Origin of the sequence: Streptomyces sp. NPDC048612 (genome assembly GCF_043199295.1) — a bacterium.
Lineage (GTDB): Bacteria > Actinomycetota > Actinomycetes > Streptomycetales > Streptomycetaceae > Streptomyces.
The window spans coordinates 25,474-41,942 of record NZ_JBICVV010000040.1; the positions used below are offsets into that span (position 1 = coordinate 25,474).

The window sequence follows — 16,469 nt, forward strand, 5'->3', positions numbered from 1 at the left end:
CCCGCTCCTCGCCCGAACCCTTGTCCGTCCATTGCGCCACGTCGGCATGGCGCAGGTCTAAGACTGCCATGCCGCGGGTGGTGCTCCGCGCGAAGGGTGGCCCAGGCGGCCGCCCGCCACCGGTCTGCGGAGGCGAACAGCACCTCCACAGGGACGGGCCGCGGGCGCGGACCGCTACTGCGGCGCGCGCCGGACCGGAAAGGCGGCCCCGCTCGCCCCCTGGTCCGGCCGGTCAGCCGGGGCTTCCGGCGAGCGTGGCGCGGGCGCCGGGGCCCACCACCGCCGCCCACTCCCCCGGCTCGTCCGCCACCCAGTCCTGCACCCGCCGCGCGAACCCGGGCACCCGCCGCCCCAGCTCCACCAGCCGCCGGTCGAAGCGCGCCGCGCCCTCGGGCGTCCGGGCCAGCAGCATCCCGGTGCGGTGCACCAGCTCCCGGGTACGCCCGGCCGGCCGCCGCTCCGCCCCCTCCGCGGCCGCCTCCAGCAGCGCCTCCAGCACCCGGGTGTCCGGCCCGGTCTCGCCGTATCCGCCGTGCGGTGCCGCGTACGACGCCTCCTGCGCCAGCAGCACCTCAAGCAGCTCACGGCGCAGCGGCGCCGAGTCTCCGGAGCCGGTCTCGGCCACGACCGTCGCGAGCGCGCACCGGACCGGGACGGGGTATCCGGTCAGCAGCTCGGCGGCGAGCGGGCGGAGCGCCGCGCGGGCGGCCGGTCCGCGCTCCAGGCGGCGTTCGACGAACTCCGCGACCGGTCGCGCGGCGCGGTCCGGGCAGTGCCGGGCGCAGTCGCGGACGAGCCCGTCGATGCGGGCGGCGAGCACCGGCTCCTCGGTACGGGCGAGCATCCGCAGCAGCCCGGTGGCCACCGGCGGACCGGCACCGCCGACCAGCCGGGCCCGGAAGGCGTCCAGCACCGGCCCGGGGTGGTCGGTCAGGGCGGCCCGGAACGCCGTGGGCGGCAGCTGCGGGTCCCCCGCCACGAAGCGGGCCAGTGCCCGGTCGAGGAAGCGTTCCCGGGTCGCCGGGTCGCCGATGAGCAGGGCGAGCGCGGAGCCGTGGTGGGCGCTGTCGGCGGTCCGGGCGAGCAGGCAGAGCGCGGCGTAGCGCAGCAGGGCGCGGTCGGCCGCGGCGGTGACGTACGGGGCGGCCCGCAGGCCGTAGGACGCGGCGGCGGCGCGGCGTTCGGGGCGGGCGTCGTGCGCCCAGCGGTCCACGGCGCGGCACACCGCCGCCGGTTCGTCCTCGGCGAGCGCGTCCATCAGCTCGTCGCCCTTGGGGTGCGCGGCCACCACCAGCGCCTCCGTGAGCCCGTCGAGCGCCTGCCGCCGGTGGGTGTGCAGCAGGGCCTGTGCGGCGGCGGCCACGGTGATCTCACCGGGCGCCGGGCCACGGCGGTCCGCGCCACCGGGGCGCTGCAGCGGCCGGGTGTCGTCGAACCAGGCGCACAGCAGCGGCTGCATCCGCTCGGGGTCCGCGCACAGCAACTCGGCCGCGGCGTCGAGGAAGCGCGCGGAGCGCGGCGCACCGGCCGCGTCCCCTCCGGCGATCGCCTGAGGCGCCCCGTCGCCGGTCCCCGCTCCGGCGACCGCGCGGGGAACCCTGGCCGGGTGCGTCCCGCCCTTCGAGGCCCCGCCGCACGACCGCCCGGCGGACGGGTCATCGGTGGGGTGCACCCGTACGCGCGGAGGCCGGGCGAAGGCACGACCGCCGGACGACTCCTCCCCGGAGGACACGAGCTCACCCGACGCACCGCCGGAGGACGATGCGGTGCCGGGCGATACGGGACCGGAAGACGCCTCGCCCGAGGACGCTTCGGGCGACGCCGCACCAGAAGACGCCCCGGACGCCAGCACACCGGACGGAGCCACAGCAGCCCCCGGAGCCACAGCAGCCGCCGGCGACACCCCGCCGGTACGCGGCGGAGGCGGCCCCGACGGCGCGCCCTCCACAACATCCGCCCGACCACCACCCGGCGCCACACCTCCCGGCTCCGCACCACCCCCCTCCAGGGCTCCCCGCTCCACGCCATCCCGCTCCGCACCACCCGCCCCCCGGCCCGCGCCGGCCGGTGGGCCGTCGGCCGGGAGCAAGCGGCGCAGCAGGTCCATCCGGTCGCCGTCCGCGAGCGCCAGCCGTTCCCAGAACCACGGTCCGAAGACCTCCAGCCCGGTGTGCACGAAACCGCCTGCGCGCAGGGACCGTTCCGTGATCCGGTCGGCGAGCAGCCGCAGCACGCCCGTGTACGGCCCCGCGTCGGGGACCCGGAGCAGCACCCCGGAGAGCACGCGGGCGGCCCACCAGCGGCCGTCCACGGCGTGCGGGGCGGGTGTCCCGGCGGCGGGGGCGGTCGCCATCGGTACCAACTCCGCCAGCCGGAAGGTGAGTTGCACCGAGCCCTCACGTCCGGCGAGCCGCAGCAGCGCCTGCACCACCGGCCCCACACGGTGCCCGGGGACCGGCAGCAGATCGAGGTCCACATGGGCGCCCTGCAGCCACTCGCCGAACTCATCGTGCGCGAAGCGGTATCCGGTCCCGGCCGGGACCAGCAGCCCCTCGGTGAGCACCGCGGAGGCCCAGCCGGCCGCCCGCGGGAAGACCTCCTCGAAGGACGCACGGTCCAGCGCTCCCGGACCGCGGCCGAGACAGCGGCGGGCCGCCTCGTGCACCTGGCCGGCGACCTGGGCGGCCAGCCGGCGTACGGCGGTGCCGCGCAGTACGGGCCGCTGCGCGGCCGCGATCCGTACGGCGATGCGCAGGCACACCAGGTCCAGGTAGGCGTCGAAGATCTGGTGGCGATCCGGTGTGCCGAGCCCGGCGTCCGTTGTGCCGGGCCCGGCGTCCGGTGCGTCCGTACCGCCCTTGGGGAGCGCGGCCCGGACCTCCGCGAGCAGCCGCAGGGCCAGGGGATGGCGGGCGTCCGGCCCGGCCGGTGCGCCGGGCGGCAGGCCGTAGTGGGCGCGGGCGCGCTCCGCCGCCTCCCTAGGAAGGTCATCGAGCTCCACACAGGCGGGCAGTGCGGGCACCGGGCGGTACGGGCGGTGCAGCAGGCCGGGCGGGAAGAGCGCACCGGCCCGCTCCCAGTACTCGGGGCGGCAGGCGAGCACCAGCCGCACCCCGGCCGTGCCCAGCCAGTCGGCCGTCGCCCCGGTCCAGTCGGCCAGCCGCCGCAGCAGGCCCGCCGGCATCTCCTCCGGCCCGTCGAGCAGGACGAGCAGCGGGCAGCCGGCCGCGGCCGCCGCGCGGGCCACGCCCTGTGCCGTGGTGTCCGCCGGGTCACCGGCCGCTCCGCCCGCGGCGGCGACGGTCCGGCCGGCGGAGCGCAGCGCGCGCTCGACCGCGCTGCGGACGCCGTCGTCGTCAGGCCACAGCTGCGCACCGCGCAGCCAGACCGTCGGCGCGGGCGCCGGTCCCCGCGCCCGGCGGGCGGCCAGCCCGGCCAGCTCGGTGCTCCGCCCCGTTCCCGGCTCCCCCACCAGTGCCAGCACCCGGGCGCCTGCCGCCCCGCCGTCCCCGAAGCGGGTGAACTCCGCGGTCACGTCCGGCCGTTCAACCGGTTCGCGCCAAGGTCGCGGCCGGGTGGCGGAGCCCAGCGCCACGTCGGCGAGATGCCGCGCGCCGGCCGGATTCAGCTCGCTGCCGTATGCCGGGACGGTCACCGCATTGCGCTCCAGGAGCGCGGCGAGCGGGCCCCATGGCGCAGCGTCGGCGACCGCGCGCAGCGGGACGGCGAAGCCGCCCACCCGGCGCCCGGGGGTCTGCCCCGTCCGGACGGCGCCGGGGGCCTGGGGGTGCAGCGCGGTGCCGAGCACCCCGAGCACCACCCCCGTGCGGGCGTCCCGCACCGGCCCGCCGACCGCCGGACCTCCCAGCCGCAGCGCCTCCCGGCCGCCTGCGCACAGGCCCAGTTCCAGCGTTTCTTCGAGCAGATGGACGCGGTCGGCGGCGGTGTACATCACCCCGGAGCCCGGCCCGGCGACCGTGCCGTCCAGCCAGCCGCCCGCCCAGAGCCGGACGCGGGTGTCCGGCGCCGGCCGGCCCGTGGCGATGGGCAGCGGGGCGAGCCGGTGCGGCCCGAACCCGTCGGTCCGTACGAGGGCGAGCCCGGCCTCCGGGAGGGGCGTGATCGCCTCGGCCGCCACCAGGCAGGTCCAGCCGCCGCCCCCGGCCGCGCCGCTCCCCGCGCCGTCGGCCATGGGCTGGAGCACCAGTTGTGCCGCGCCGTCCACCGCTTCGTGGCTGGTGACCACGGTGCCGTCGTGGTCCGCGAGGAAGCCGGTTCCCCGCGTCCGGCCTGCCAGATCGCGGATTCGCACCAGCGCCGCGTCCGCATCGGCGTCCAGCAGTGCCATCGTCGGTCCTCTCGCCCTGTCCAGTTCCCCGCACGGTAGGCAGGCGGTGATCGTCGCGGGAGGGAGGCCAAGCAACGCGCCCCCGTCCACACCTCGGTTCACTTCGAGCGCCTCACCGAATGAGTGAATGGCCGAAACCTGTCGGAGAAGAGGGCGGGGAGGGGGAGGGTGGCGCGCGGGGTGGCAGAGGGGCGGTCCGGTCCGGCGGTCGCCGCGGTGGCGCCTCGGCCCCCATATACGGCTATGCGAAAGGCCGGGCCCGGAGCGTGTCTCCACGCCCGGACCCGGCCCCTGTATCAGGCACGCAGCCGCTAGACCGCGAACACCGCCAGGCTCTTGGCCTTGCCGCCCTGGTTCTCCACCAGCGCCAGGAACCGGCCGTCCGGCCCGAAGGCCGCGATCGGGCCGGGGCCCTCGAAGCGCGGCATCGGAATCCGCGCCCCGTTGAGCAGCAGCCGCGCCTGCGGCTCGGCGACGTCCCAGCGGGTGAACGCCGCGGCGGCCGCGTCACCGAGCGGCATGACCGGCAGGCCCGCGCCCTCGGTGTCGTCCACCGCGGCCTGGAGCTGTTCGAGGGTGCGCGCCCGGTCCAGCTTGTACGGGCCGACGCGGGTACGGCGCAGTGCGGTCAGATGGCCGCCGACCCCGAGCCCGGCCCCCAGGTCGCGGGCCAGCGCGCGGATGTAGGTACCCGACGAGCACTCGACGGAGACCAGCAGGTCGGTCACCGGGGTGCCGTCCTCGGCCTCGGCCTCGTGCGCGGAGTGCACCAGGAACGAGGAGACGGTCACCGGACGGGCCGGGATCTCCACGTCCTCGCCCTCGCGGACCCGCGAGTACGAGCGCTTGCCGTTGATCTTGATGGCGCTGACCTTCGACGGCACCTGCATGATCGCGCCGGACAGCTCGGCGACGCCCGCGTCGATGTCGTCACGGGCCAGGCCGTGCGCCGGCTTCGACGCGGTGATCTCGCCCTCGGCGTCGTCCGTGACCGTCGTCTGGCCGAGCCGGATCGTGCCGACGTACTCCTTCTCCGTCAGCGCGAGATGGCCCAGCAGCTTGGTGGCCCGCTCGATGCCCAGGACGAGGACGCCGGTGGCCATCGGGTCGAGTGTGCCGGCGTGCCCGACCCGGCGGGTACGCGCCATCCCGCGCATCTTCGCCACCACGTCGTGCGAAGTGAAGCCGGACGGCTTGTCGACAATAACGAGCCCGCCCGGCTTGTTGCTCTCACGCTTCATTCTGCTGCGGTGCCCTCGTCGTCCTCGTCCTCGCCCGGCTTGCGGTACGGGTCGGCCTCACCGGCGTACTGCGCGCCCGAGGAGACCTCGCGCACCGCAGCGTCGGAGGCCCGTGCCTTGTCGAGCAGGTCCTCGATGGTCTTGGCGTTCTCCGGCAGGGCGTCCGCCACGAACGCCAGGGTCGGCGTGAACTTCGTACCGGCCGCCGCACCGACCGCGGAGCGCAGGATGCCCTTGGCGCTCTCCAGTCCGGCGGCGGCGCTGGCGCGGTCCTCGTCGTCCCCGTAGACCGTGTAGAAGACCGTAGCCTCCCGCAGGTCGCCGGTGACCCGGGTGTCCGTGATGGTCACGTGCGAACCGAGCCGCGGGTCCTTGATACCGCGCTGCAGCTTCTGGGCGACCACCTCCCGGATGAGGTCCGCCAGCTTCTTCGCCCGCGCATTGTCGGCCACTGGTCCGTCTCCTTCTTTCTTCCACAATTGTGCTTCCGCCGGCGGCGGGATGCCTGGTCGTCAGGTCAGTCGTCGTCGCCGTGCAGCCGCCGGCGTACCGACAGCAGCTCCACTTCGGGCCGTGCGGCGACCAGGCGCTCGCAGCGGTCCATGACATCGGTGAGATGCCCCGTGTCCCCGGAGACCACCGCCAGGCCGATGGTGGCCCTGCGGTGCAGATCCTGATCCCCGACCTCCGCGACGCTCACCGCGAATTTGCGGTGCAGCTCGGCGACGATCGGGCGGACGACGGAGCGCTTCTCCTTCAGCGACCGTACGTCGCCGAGAAGCAGGTCGAAGGACAGTGTCCCTACGTACATGTATGACGGGTGAAGCCACCCGTGGGGCCTTAGGTGTCCGTGTCATTTCGAACCGTACACGGAACGGCCGGGGCCGATCGACGGAAATTCTTCCGCCGACCGGCCCCGGCCGGCCGCCCGTACGTCGCGCGGCCACCACCGGGGTGGACCGCACTCCGCACGGGCCGCTGCACGATCAGCCGCGCGGCTTCTCGCGCATCTCGTACGTCGCGATGACGTCGTCGATCTTGATGTCGTTGAAGTTTCCGAGGTTGATACCGCCCTCGAAGCCTTCGCGGATCTCGGTGACGTCGTCCTTGAACCGGCGCAGACCCTGGATGTTGAGGTCCTCCGCGACCACCTTGCCGTCGCGGATGAGGCGCGCCTTGGTGTTGCGCTTGACCTCGCCGGAGCGGATGAGCACACCCGCGATGTTGCCGAGCTTGGACGAGCGGAAGATCTCGCGGATCTCCGCGGTACCGAGCTCGACCTCCTCGTACTCCGGCTTGAGCATGCCCTTGAGGGCCGCCTCGATCTCCTCGATCGCCTGGTAGATGACCGAGTAGTACCGGACGTCGACGCCCTCGCGCTCGGCCATCTGCGTCGCACGGCCTTCGGCGCGCACGTTGAAGCCGATGACGATCGCGTCGGAGCCGGACGCCAGGTTGATGTCGGTCTCCGTGACCGCACCGACGCCGCGGTGCAGCACCCGGATGTCGACCTCTTCGCCGACGTCGAGCTGGAGCAGCGAGGACTCCAGGGCCTCGACGGAACCAGAAGCGTCACCCTTGATGATGAGGTTGAGCTGCTGGACCTCGCCGGCCTTGAGCACCTTGTCCAGGTCCTCCAGGGACACCCGGCGGGTGCGCTTGGCGAAGGCGGCGTTGCGCTCGCGCGCCGCGCGCTTCTCGGCGATCTGACGGGCCGTACGGTCCTCGTCGACGACCAGGAAGTTGTCGCCGGCGCCCGGGACGTTGGTCAGACCCAGGACCAGGACGGGGGTCGACGGACCCGCTTCCTCGACGTTGTTGCCCTTGTCGTCGAACATCGCCCGCACGCGGCCGTACGCGTCGCCGGCCACCATCGTGTCACCGACGCGGAGGGTACCGCGCTGGACCAGGACGGTCGCCACGGCACCGCGGCCGCGGTCGAGGTGGGCCTCGATCGCGAGACCCTGCGCGTCCTGCTCGGCGTTGGCCCGCAGGTCCAGCGCCGCGTCCGCGGTGAGGACCACGGCCTCCAGCAGGGACTCGATGTTCTCGCCCTGCTTGGCGGAGATGTCGACGAACATGGTGTCGCCGCCGTACTCCTCGGCCACCAGGCCGTACTCGGTCAGCTGACCGCGCACCTTGGTCGGGTCGGCGCCCGGGACGTCGATCTTGTTGACCGCGACCACGATCGGCACCTCGGCCGCCTTGGCGTGGTTCAGCGCCTCGATCGTCTGCGGCATGACACCGTCGTTGGCCGCCACCACGAGGATCGCGATGTCGGTCGACTTGGCACCACGGGCACGCATGGCGGTGAACGCCTCGTGACCGGGGGTGTCGATGAAGGTGATGCGCCGCTCTTCTTCGTTGACCTCGGTCGCGACCTGGTAGGCACCGATGTGCTGGGTGATGCCGCCGGCCTCGCCCGCGATGACGTTCGTCTTGCGGATCGCGTCGAGCAGCCGGGTCTTACCGTGGTCGACGTGACCCATGACGGTCACCACCGGCGGACGCGCGACGAGCATGTCCTCGCCGCCCTCGTTCTCACCGAAGTCGATGTCGAAGGACTCGAGAAGCTCGCGGTCCTCCTCCTCCGGGCTGACGATCTCGACGACGTAGTTCATCTCGTCGGCGAGCAGCTGCAGCGTCTCGTCGGAGACCGACTGGGTCGCGGTGACCATCTCGCCCAGGTTCAGCATGACCTGGACCAGCGACGCCGGGTTGGCGTTGATCTTCTCGGCGAAGTCCGTCAGCGAGGCACCACGCGACAGGCGAACCGTCGCGCCGTTGCCGCGCGGCAGCATGATGCCGCCGACCGACGGGGCCTGCATGGCCTCGTACTCCTGACGCCTCTGCCGCTTCGACTTGCGGCCACGACGCGCCGGACCGCCGGGACGGCCGAACGCACCCTGCGTGCCACCACGGCCACCGGGACCGCCGGGACGGCCACCGAAGCCGGGACGACCGCCGAAGCCGCCGCCACCACCGGGACCGCCGGGACGACCGGCGAAACCGCCGCCGCCACCGGGACGACCGCCGCCGCCACCGCCACCGGGACGACCGGCGAAGCCGCCGCCACCACCGGGACGACCGCCGCCGCCGGGACGACCGGCACCGCCGGGACCGCGACCGCCGCCACCGCCGGGGCCCGGACGCGGGCCGGCAGCGGGACGCTGCGGCATCATGCCCGGGTTCGGACGGTTACCGCCGCCGCCACCGGGACGGGGGCCGCCGGCACCGGGAGCCGCACCCTGCGGACGGGGCATGCCGCCCGGAGTCGGACGCGCGCCGCCCTGGCCCTGGGGACGGGGACCACCCTGGCCGCCGCCCTGCGGACGCGGACCACCGGGACCACCCTGACCGCCGGGGCGCGGCGCGCCACCGGGACGGGGGGCCTGCGGACGGGCCATGCCCGTGGAGCCGCCGGACGTGAAGGGGTTGTTGCCCGGACGGGGGCCGGACGGACGGGCGCCGGGACGCGGCCCGGGACGCTCGCCACCGGGACGCGGAGCGTTACCGCGGCCCTGGCCGCCCTGACCGCCCTGGCCACCCTGACCGGACGCCGGACGGGCCGGACGCGGGCCGGGGGTGGCACCCGGACGGGGAGCCGACTGGCCGGCGGCGGGAGCGGCCGGCGCGGACGGCGGAGCCTGGAACTCGGGCTGCGCGGGGGCGGCCGGAGCGGGCTTGGGTGCCGGAGCCTTCGGCGCCGGCGTGGGCCGCGGGCCCGGGGTGGGGCCGGCGGCGGGAGTGCTCTTGGGAGCCACCGGGGCCTCGGGGGCCTTCGGTGCCTCGGGGGCTGCCGGAGCCGCGGGGCCCGGCTTGGGGGCGCCCGGCTTCGGGGCAGCAGGACGTGCCGCCTGCGCCGGGGACGGCGCGGACGGCTTCGCGGGGGCCGACTTGCGCGGCGCCGCGGGCTTACCGGCGGCGCGGCCGTTGCCACTGCCTGCCTGGAAAGCGTCGGTCAACTTGCGAACAACCGGCGCCTCGATCGTCGAGGACGCCGAACGGACGAATTCACCAAGTTCTTGGAGCTTGGCCATGACGACCTTGCTCTCAACGCCGAACTCCTTGGCGAGTTCGTATACCCGGACCTTAGCCACTTCGCTCCTTCTAGGTCCGGGTTTGTCCACCGGACCGTCGCTACTTCATGGGCGTACTCATCGCGTACTCATCGAGTGCTCATCGCAATCTCGACCTACTTCCGACTCGCGAGGTACCTGACCGCACGGTTTTCCGTGCGCTGTGCATGTGGTGCTGTGCGTTATTGCAGGGGCTGCTCGGTGCGTTCGACGTACTGGCGCAAGGCCGTCGCGTCGAACGGTCCCCGGGCCCGGTAGGCCCGGTTGAACGCCCGGCGGCGAACCGCCAGGTCGAGACAGACCATTGTGGGGTGCACGTATGCACCCCGGCCGGGCAGCGTACCGCGAGGATCGGGGACACACTCACCCTCGATCTCCACGATGCGCAGCAAATCGCCCTTGGCCGCTCGCTCCCGGCATCCCAGACAGGTGCGCTCAGGGCATGCGCGGGCATGCGTCCGGCCAGACACTGCTTAAGTCTACCTCCCCGCAGCGGTCCGCCCCCGATGGGGTGAGGGCCGGACAGCTGCCCAGAATTCCCGGCCGGGCGCCGCGGCACCACCGAATTTTCGGAGGCCGCGGCGCCCGGCCGCCTCGGACGCTCTCAGTCCTGCGGCGCGTGCTCGGTGTCCGGACGGATGTCGATCCGCCAGCCCGTGAGACGGGCGGCGAGCCGGGCGTTCTGCCCTTCCTTGCCGATGGCCAGTGACAGCTGGTAATCGGGCACGGTGACCCGGGCGGAGCGCGCCGCCAGGTCCACGACCTCGACCTTGCTGACCCGCGCCGGCGACAGCGCGTTCGCCACCAGCTCCGCCGGGTCGTCCGACCAGTCCACGATGTCGATCTTCTCACCGTGCAGCTCGGCCATCACGGCGCGCACCCGGCCGCCCATCGGGCCGATGCAGGCACCCTTGGCGTTCAGGCCCGAGCGCGTCGACCGTACGGCGATCTTGGTGCGGTGGCCGGCCTCGCGGGCGATGGCGGAGATCTCCACCGAACCGTCCGCGATCTCCGGGACCTCCATGGCGAAGAGCTTCTTCACCAGATTGGGGTGGGTGCGCGAGAGCGTCACGGACGGGCCGCGGACACCCTTGACCACCCGTACGACGTACGAGCGCAGCCGGGTGCCGTGCGCGTAGTCCTCGCCCGGGACCTGCTCCTGCACCGGCAGGATGGCCTCCAGGCGGCCGATGTCGACCAGGACGTTCTTGGGGTCCTTGCCCTGCTGGACGACGCCGGTGACGACATCACCCTCCCGTCCGGCGTACTCACCGAACGTGACCTCCTCCTCGGCGTCCCGCAGCCGCTGCAGGATGACCTGCTTGGCCGTGGTCGCCGCGATCCGCCCGAAGCCGGAGGGGGTGTCGTCGAACTCGCGGGGCTCCTCGCCCTCCGGGAGGTCCGTGAGGTCCTCGGCGTTCTCCTTGGCCCACACCGTCACATGCCCGGTGTTGCGGTCCAGCTCCACCCGCGCCCGACGGCGGCTGCCCTCGGTGCGGTGGTAGGCGATGAGGAGGGCCGACTCGATCGCCTCGACCAGCAGGTCGAACGAGATCTCCTTCTCCCGCACCAGACCCCGCAGGGCACTCATGTCGATATCCACGGCTACGCCTCCTCCTTGTTCTCGTCGATCTTCTCGTCGTGCTGCGCGTCGCGCTTGTCCGACGTGTCAGGCTTACGGTTGAACTCCAGCTCGACGCGTGCCTTGGCGATCTCGTCGAAGGAGACCCGGCGGGCGGTCGGCTTGCGGCCCTTGACGCCCGGCACCTCAAGGTCCAGTCCGGCGTCGTCGACGGCGGTGATCCGCGCCACCAGCTCGCCGCCCTCGTGGAGTTGGGCCTTGATGAGGCGGCCGACGGCGCGGCGGTAGTGCCGCAGCTCGGTCAGCGGGCGGTCGGCGCCCGGTGAGGTCACCTCAAGGGTGTACGGGGCGCCGCCCATCACGTCGGAGTCGTCCAGGACCTCGGAGGCCTCGCGGCTCAGCGCGGCGCACTCGTCCAGCTGGACGCCCTCGTCGGAATCGACCACGATCCTCAGCACCCGCCGCTTGCCTGCCGGTGTCACCTCGATCTCTTCCAGATCCAGGTCGCGCGCGGCGATGAGCGGTTCAAGCAGTCCGCGCAGCCTCTCGCTCTGGGTGGTGCTCATCCGGGTGACTCCTCGGCCGCGTGTGCTGTTGTGGGTAGGTCGCGTGTCGGGTCAAAGCCTATCGGTTCCGGCGGGGTACTGACGATTCGGTGGGTGGTCACGGATACTCTCGCCTGCGGTGATCACGACGGAAGACCCCGGGAAGTGCAACGTGCCGAATGTGGCGTACGCGCGTAGAAGGACCCTGTTGGCCGGCGCCGCCCTCGGGGGCGTGGCGCTGCTCGCGGGCTGCTCCGAGGACTCCGGCCCCGAACAGGCCGAACACTCCTCCGCCGCCGAACGGCTGCGCAAACGCTCGGCCCGCGACAGCACGGCCCTGCTGGCGCGCTACGACGCGACGCTGGCCGCGCACCCGGCGCTGGAGTCGCGGCTGCGCCCGCTGCGCTCCGAAGTCGCCCGGCACGCTGAGGCGTTCGGCGACGACCGCGCCGCCGCCTCCCCCGGCGGCGAGGCCTCCGACGGCCCGGCGCGGGAGGCCGGGGCGCCCTCGGACGGCCCCTCGCCGCACGGTGACCGGCCGTCCGGTCCGGCGGTCCCCCGGGACGAGGGTGCCGCCCGCTCGGCGCTCGCCGACGCGGAACGCCGGCTCGCCGACACCCGCACCAAGGCGCTGCTCGCCGCGCCCCCGGAACTGGCCCGGCTGCTGGCCTCGGTCGCCGCGGCCGGTGCGGTGCACGCGTATCTGCTGGCGGAGAAGGCCGGATGACGGGCACGGCGGGGCACCGGACACAGACCAGCGAAGGAGCGGGCGGATGACGGCCGGAACGGCTCGCGGCAGCAGACGCGACAACGACGACAGCGGCCACGAGGAGCTGACGGCCGTGCAGGCGGCGCTGGCCGCCGAGCACGCGGCGGTGTACGGCTACGGTGTGGTGGGCGGGCGGATCGCCGGCGACCGGCGCACCGAGGCACAGGCGGCGTACGACGGACATCGCGCGCGCCGGGACGCGCTGCGCCGTGTGGTGCGCGACCTGGGCGGCACCCCGCAGGCCGCGGCGGCCGCCTACGAGCTGCCGTTCCCGGTGCCGGACGCGGCGGCCGCGGTCCGGCTGGCGGCGGAGCTGGAGGACCGGCTGGCCGCCGTGTACGCGGATCTCGTACGGGCCGGTGGCGCGGTGCGGCGCCGGGAGGCGGCGGCCGCGCTGCGCGAGGCCGCGGTGCGGTCGGTGCGCTGGCGCGGCGGCGGCGTAGCCTTCCCGGGGCTCGTCGAACGGGCCGGGGACGCCGCTCCGTCCGGCTCCGCGAGCCCCGCAGCGGGCGCGCTCTGAACGACCGGCCGCTCCGCGGTCGCCGCCTCCAGGAAAGGGACAGCTCACGCATGGCAACGGCCCCCATCGAACCGCCACAGCGGTTGGTGAGTTCGCTGAGCGGCGATCCGGAGAGCCCGGTGCGGCAGTGGCTCACGGCGCTGCCGACGCTGGTTCAGCAGCAGCTGGACGCCTGGGAGCTGACGCTGGAGCGGGTCTACGCGCCCGGTGGCCGCAGCAGTCTGCTGGCGCTCGTACGGCAGCAGGACGGGACGCCGGCGGCGCTGAAGTTCCCGGTGCCGGGGCGGGTGTCGGCGCACGAGGGGGCGGCGCTGGAGGTGTGGGACGGCTGGGGCGCGGTGCGGCTGCTGCGGTCCGACGACACGAGCGGTGCGCTGCTGCTGGAGCGGCTCCAGGGCGGGGTGTCGCTGCGGGCGCTGCCGGAGGCCAAGGCGCTGCTGGAGGCCGCCGGTACGGTGCGCCGGCTGTGGGTGCGGCCGGACCCCGGCCACCCCTTCGAGACGCTGGCCGGGCGGACCGAGGAGGCCGTGGCGGGGCTGCGCACCGCCGGAGGCCTGATCCGGACCGCCGAGCCGCTGGTGGAGCGGGCGGCGGAACTGCGGCGCGGCCTGCCGGCCGGGTCCGACGAGGAGTTTCTGCTGCACGGCGCGTTCCGGCAGGGCAAGGTGCTGGCCGGTACGCGGACGCCGTGGCTGGCGGTCGGCCCGGCGCCGGTGGTCGGTGAGCGGGCGTACGACCTCGCGGCGCTGGTGCTGGACCGGTTCGAGGACCTGCTGGCCGGGTCCGGTGCGGCGGCCGCGGTCCGCCGCCGGGTGGCCAAGCTGGCCGACTCCCTGGACGTGGACCGGGACCGGCTGCGCGACTGGACGCTGTACCACGCCGTGGACAGCGGGGTGCGGGAGGCGGCCGTGGGCGACCGGCAGCGCGGGGAGCTGCTGCTGGAGTTCGCGGCCGGGCTGTAGCGGACACCGCGAACGGGCCGGCCGGGGCATCCCCGGACCGGCCCGTTCGCCGTGCGACGGTTACGCGCTGAGGCGGGCGACGGCCTCCTCGACCGTCAGCTCCTCGCGCTCGCCGGTGCGGCGGTCCTTGACCTCGACGACGCCCTCGGCGGCCCGGCGGCCGGCGACCACGATGGCCGGGACACCGAGCAGCTCGGCGTCGGTGAACTTCACGCCCGGCGAGACACCGGCCCGGTCGTCGACGAGGACCCGCAGGCCCGCGGCGCCGAGCTGCTCGCCGACCTCCAGGGCCAGCTCGGTCTGCTTGGCCTTGCCGGCCGCGACCACGTGCACATCGGCCGGGGCGATCTCGCGGGGCCAGCACAGGCCCTTCTCGTCATGGGTCTGCTCGGCGAGGGCGGCCACCGCGCGGGAGACGCCGATGCCGTAGGAGCCCATGGTGACCCGGGCGGGCTTGCCGTTCTGGCCGAGCACGTCGAGCGCGAAGGCGTCCGCGTACTTGCGGCCGAGCTGGAAGATGTGGCCGATCTCGATGGCGCGGTCGATCTTCAGGCCGGTGCCGCACTTCGGGCAGGGATCGCCGGGCTCGACGACGACCACGTCGAGGTAGTCGTCGACCTCGAAGTCCCGGCCGGCGACGACGCTCTTGGCGTGCTTGCCCTCCTTGTTGGCGCCGGTGATCCAGGCCGTGCCGGGGGCGATGCGCGGGTCGGCGATGTAGCGGAACGCCTTACCGGCCAGACCCTGCGGGCCGACGTAGCCGCGGACCAGCTCGGGGCGGCCGGTGAAGTCCTCGGCGGTGACCAGCTCCACGGTGGCCGGGGCCAGGTGCTCACCGAGCTTGCCGAGGTCGACCTCGCGGTCGCCCGGGACGCCGACCGCGACGATCTCGCCGTCGACCTTGACCAGGAGATTCTTCAGGGTCGCGGAGGCCTGGACGCCCAGGTACTCGGCGAGCGCCTCGATGGTCGGGGTGTCGGGGGTGTCCAGCTCCTCGACGGGGCCGTCCTCGGCGCCCTCGACCGGCTCGACCTTGACCGTGACGGCCTCGGTGTTGGCGGCGTAGTCGCAGGCCGGGCAGTCGACGAAGGTGTCCTCACCGGCCGCGGCGGGGGCCAGGAACTCCTCGGAGGCGGAGCCGCCCATCGCACCGGAGACGGCGGAGACGATGCGGTAGTCCAGGCCGAGCCGCTGGAAGATCTTCTGGTAGGCCTCGCGGTGCAGGGCGTAGGACTCCGCCAGGCCCTCGTCGGTGGTGTCGAAGCTGTACGAGTCCTTCATCTGGAACTCGCGGCCGCGCAGCACACCGGAGCGGGGGCGGGCCTCGTCGCGGTACTTGGTCTGGATCTGGTAGAGGATCACCGGCAGGTCCTTGTAGGACGAGCACTGGTCCTTGACCGTGAGGGTGAAGATCTCTTCGTGGGTGGGGCCGAGGAGGTAGTCGGCGCCCTTGCGGTCCTTGAGGCGGAAGAGCAGGTCGCCGTACTCCTCCCAGCGGTTGCTGGCCTCGTAGGGCTCCTTGGGGAGCAGGGCCGGCAGCAGGACCTCCTGACCGCCGATCGCGTCCATCTCCTCGCGCACCACGCGGGAGACGTTCTCCAGGACCTTCTTGCCGAGCGGCAGCCACGTCCAGATGCCGGCGGAGGAGCGGCGGACGTACCCGGCGCGGACGAGCAGCTTGTGGCTGGCGGTCTCGGCGTCGGCCGGGTCGTCACGCAGTGTCTTGATCATCAAGCGGGACATGCGCTGGACCTGTGCGGCGTGGGCCATGGAGTTTCTCCTGCGTAAGAAAGGTGACTCCCAGGAGGTTAGCCGCAGGGGTGTGGCGCAAGGAAATTCTTTGGGCCCCACGTTTTTGTCTTTCCCGCCGTGGGGGTTCGCTGCGCTTTGCCTCGGCCGATGCTTGTCTGTTGCTCGCCGGTTCGCTGCGCTTTGCCTCGGCCGATGCTTGTCTGGTACTCGCCGTTGCGCCTGCGGCGGGCGTTGCCGCTGCGCGGGGCTGTCGGGTGCGGTGACGGGCCTGCGCGGGTGGGGTGTGCCGGACTGCTTCGCTTTACGTCCGGCACACCCCACCCGCTCCGACCNNNGGGCGGGGGGGGGGGGGGGGGGGGGGGGGGGGGGGGGGGGGGGGGGGGGCGGGTTTACCCCCCCCCCCCCCCCCCCCGCTCCGACCCGTCCCCTCCCGTTGGGGGATGGGAAAAACGGTGGGTGGGGGCTTGGGCGGCTGGTCCGGTGCGGCTCGGCGAGATCGTGGAAATGCCCTTGGGCGACGCCCGCCCCCACTCACCTGTACTCACTCCCCCTACGGGAGGGGACGGGCCGGAGGGGCCTGGTGTGTGGACGTAAAGCGAAGCAGTCCACACACCACGCCCCCGAGGCCCCGCACCCCACCCCCCAACCACCCCCCCCCCCCCGGCGCAACG

General features: G+C 74.0%; 12 protein-coding genes. 3 read left to right on the top strand and 9 right to left on the bottom strand.

Annotation, left to right across the window (positions count from 1 at the left end):
* Positions 1 to 232: 232 nt before the first annotated feature.
* The 8 genes from ACGFN2_RS34700 to rimP form a co-directional block, all read right to left on the bottom strand.
* Entirely contained in the window at positions 233 to 4,348 is a 4,116-nt protein-coding gene (locus ACGFN2_RS34700; RefSeq protein WP_393366866.1) for a hypothetical protein, read from the bottom strand.
* A 311-nt stretch (positions 4,349 to 4,659) separates the two neighbouring features.
* The gene (gene truB / locus ACGFN2_RS34705) at positions 4,660 to 5,589 is read right to left on the bottom strand and encodes a tRNA pseudouridine(55) synthase TruB (protein WP_362614539.1); all 930 of its coding nucleotides are present in this window, start codon (positions 5,587 to 5,589) and stop codon (positions 4,660 to 4,662) included.
* The gene (rbfA, locus tag ACGFN2_RS34710; protein ID WP_362614542.1) at positions 5,586 to 6,041 is read right to left on the bottom strand and encodes a 30S ribosome-binding factor RbfA; all 456 of its coding nucleotides are present in this window, start codon (positions 6,039 to 6,041) and stop codon (positions 5,586 to 5,588) included. The genes truB and rbfA overlap by 4 nt, the downstream gene beginning before the upstream one ends.
* 65 nt (positions 6,042 to 6,106) lie before the next feature.
* A complete protein-coding gene (locus ACGFN2_RS34715; RefSeq protein ID WP_033269483.1) occupies positions 6,107 to 6,400 on the bottom strand; it encodes a DUF503 domain-containing protein in 294 nt (97 codons plus the stop codon).
* Positions 6,401 to 6,575: 175 nt separating this feature from the next.
* Positions 6,576 to 9,689 carry a translation initiation factor IF-2 gene (infB, locus tag ACGFN2_RS34720; protein ID WP_362614544.1) on the bottom strand — a complete coding sequence of 1,038 codons (3,114 nt, stop codon included), beginning with the start codon at positions 9,687 to 9,689 and terminating at the stop codon, positions 6,576 to 6,578.
* 161 nt (positions 9,690 to 9,850) lie between these two features.
* Entirely contained in the window at positions 9,851 to 10,138 is a 288-nt protein-coding gene (locus ACGFN2_RS34725; protein WP_362614545.1) for a YlxR family protein, read from the bottom strand.
* A 134-nt stretch (positions 10,139 to 10,272) separates the two neighbouring features.
* Positions 10,273 to 11,271: a transcription termination factor NusA gene (nusA, locus tag ACGFN2_RS34730; protein ID WP_362612052.1), complete on the bottom strand. Its 999-nt coding sequence runs from the start codon at positions 11,269 to 11,271 to the stop codon at positions 10,273 to 10,275.
* 2 nt (positions 11,272 to 11,273) lie between these two features.
* Positions 11,274 to 11,816: a ribosome maturation factor RimP gene (gene rimP, locus ACGFN2_RS34735; protein WP_362612051.1), complete on the bottom strand. Its 543-nt coding sequence runs from the start codon at positions 11,814 to 11,816 to the stop codon at positions 11,274 to 11,276.
* A gap of 160 nt (positions 11,817 to 11,976) precedes the next feature.
* On the opposite strand from rimP, the gene ACGFN2_RS34740 reads away from it, so the two are divergent.
* Genes ACGFN2_RS34740 through ACGFN2_RS34750 form a run of 3 tightly spaced genes read left to right on the top strand, consistent with a single transcriptional unit; the run spans position 11,977 to position 14,046 of the window.
* A complete protein-coding gene (locus tag ACGFN2_RS34740; RefSeq protein ID WP_393366876.1) occupies positions 11,977 to 12,522 on the top strand; it encodes a hypothetical protein in 546 nt (181 codons plus the stop codon).
* A 46-nt stretch (positions 12,523 to 12,568) separates the two neighbouring features.
* Positions 12,569 to 13,084, top strand: coding sequence for a ferritin-like domain-containing protein (locus tag ACGFN2_RS34745; protein WP_393366870.1), 516 nt, complete (start codon positions 12,569 to 12,571; stop codon positions 13,082 to 13,084).
* Positions 13,085 to 13,134: 50 nt separating this feature from the next.
* Positions 13,135 to 14,046, top strand: coding sequence for an aminoglycoside phosphotransferase family protein (locus ACGFN2_RS34750; RefSeq protein ID WP_393366872.1), 912 nt, complete (start codon positions 13,135 to 13,137; stop codon positions 14,044 to 14,046).
* A 60-nt stretch (positions 14,047 to 14,106) separates the two neighbouring features.
* Here ACGFN2_RS34750 and ACGFN2_RS34755 read toward each other — a convergent pair whose 3' ends face one another.
* Complete coding sequence (locus tag ACGFN2_RS34755) at positions 14,107 to 15,816, bottom strand: proline--tRNA ligase (protein WP_393366874.1); 1,710 nt, start codon at positions 15,814 to 15,816, stop codon at positions 14,107 to 14,109.
* Positions 15,817 to 16,469: the final 653 nt, after the last annotated feature.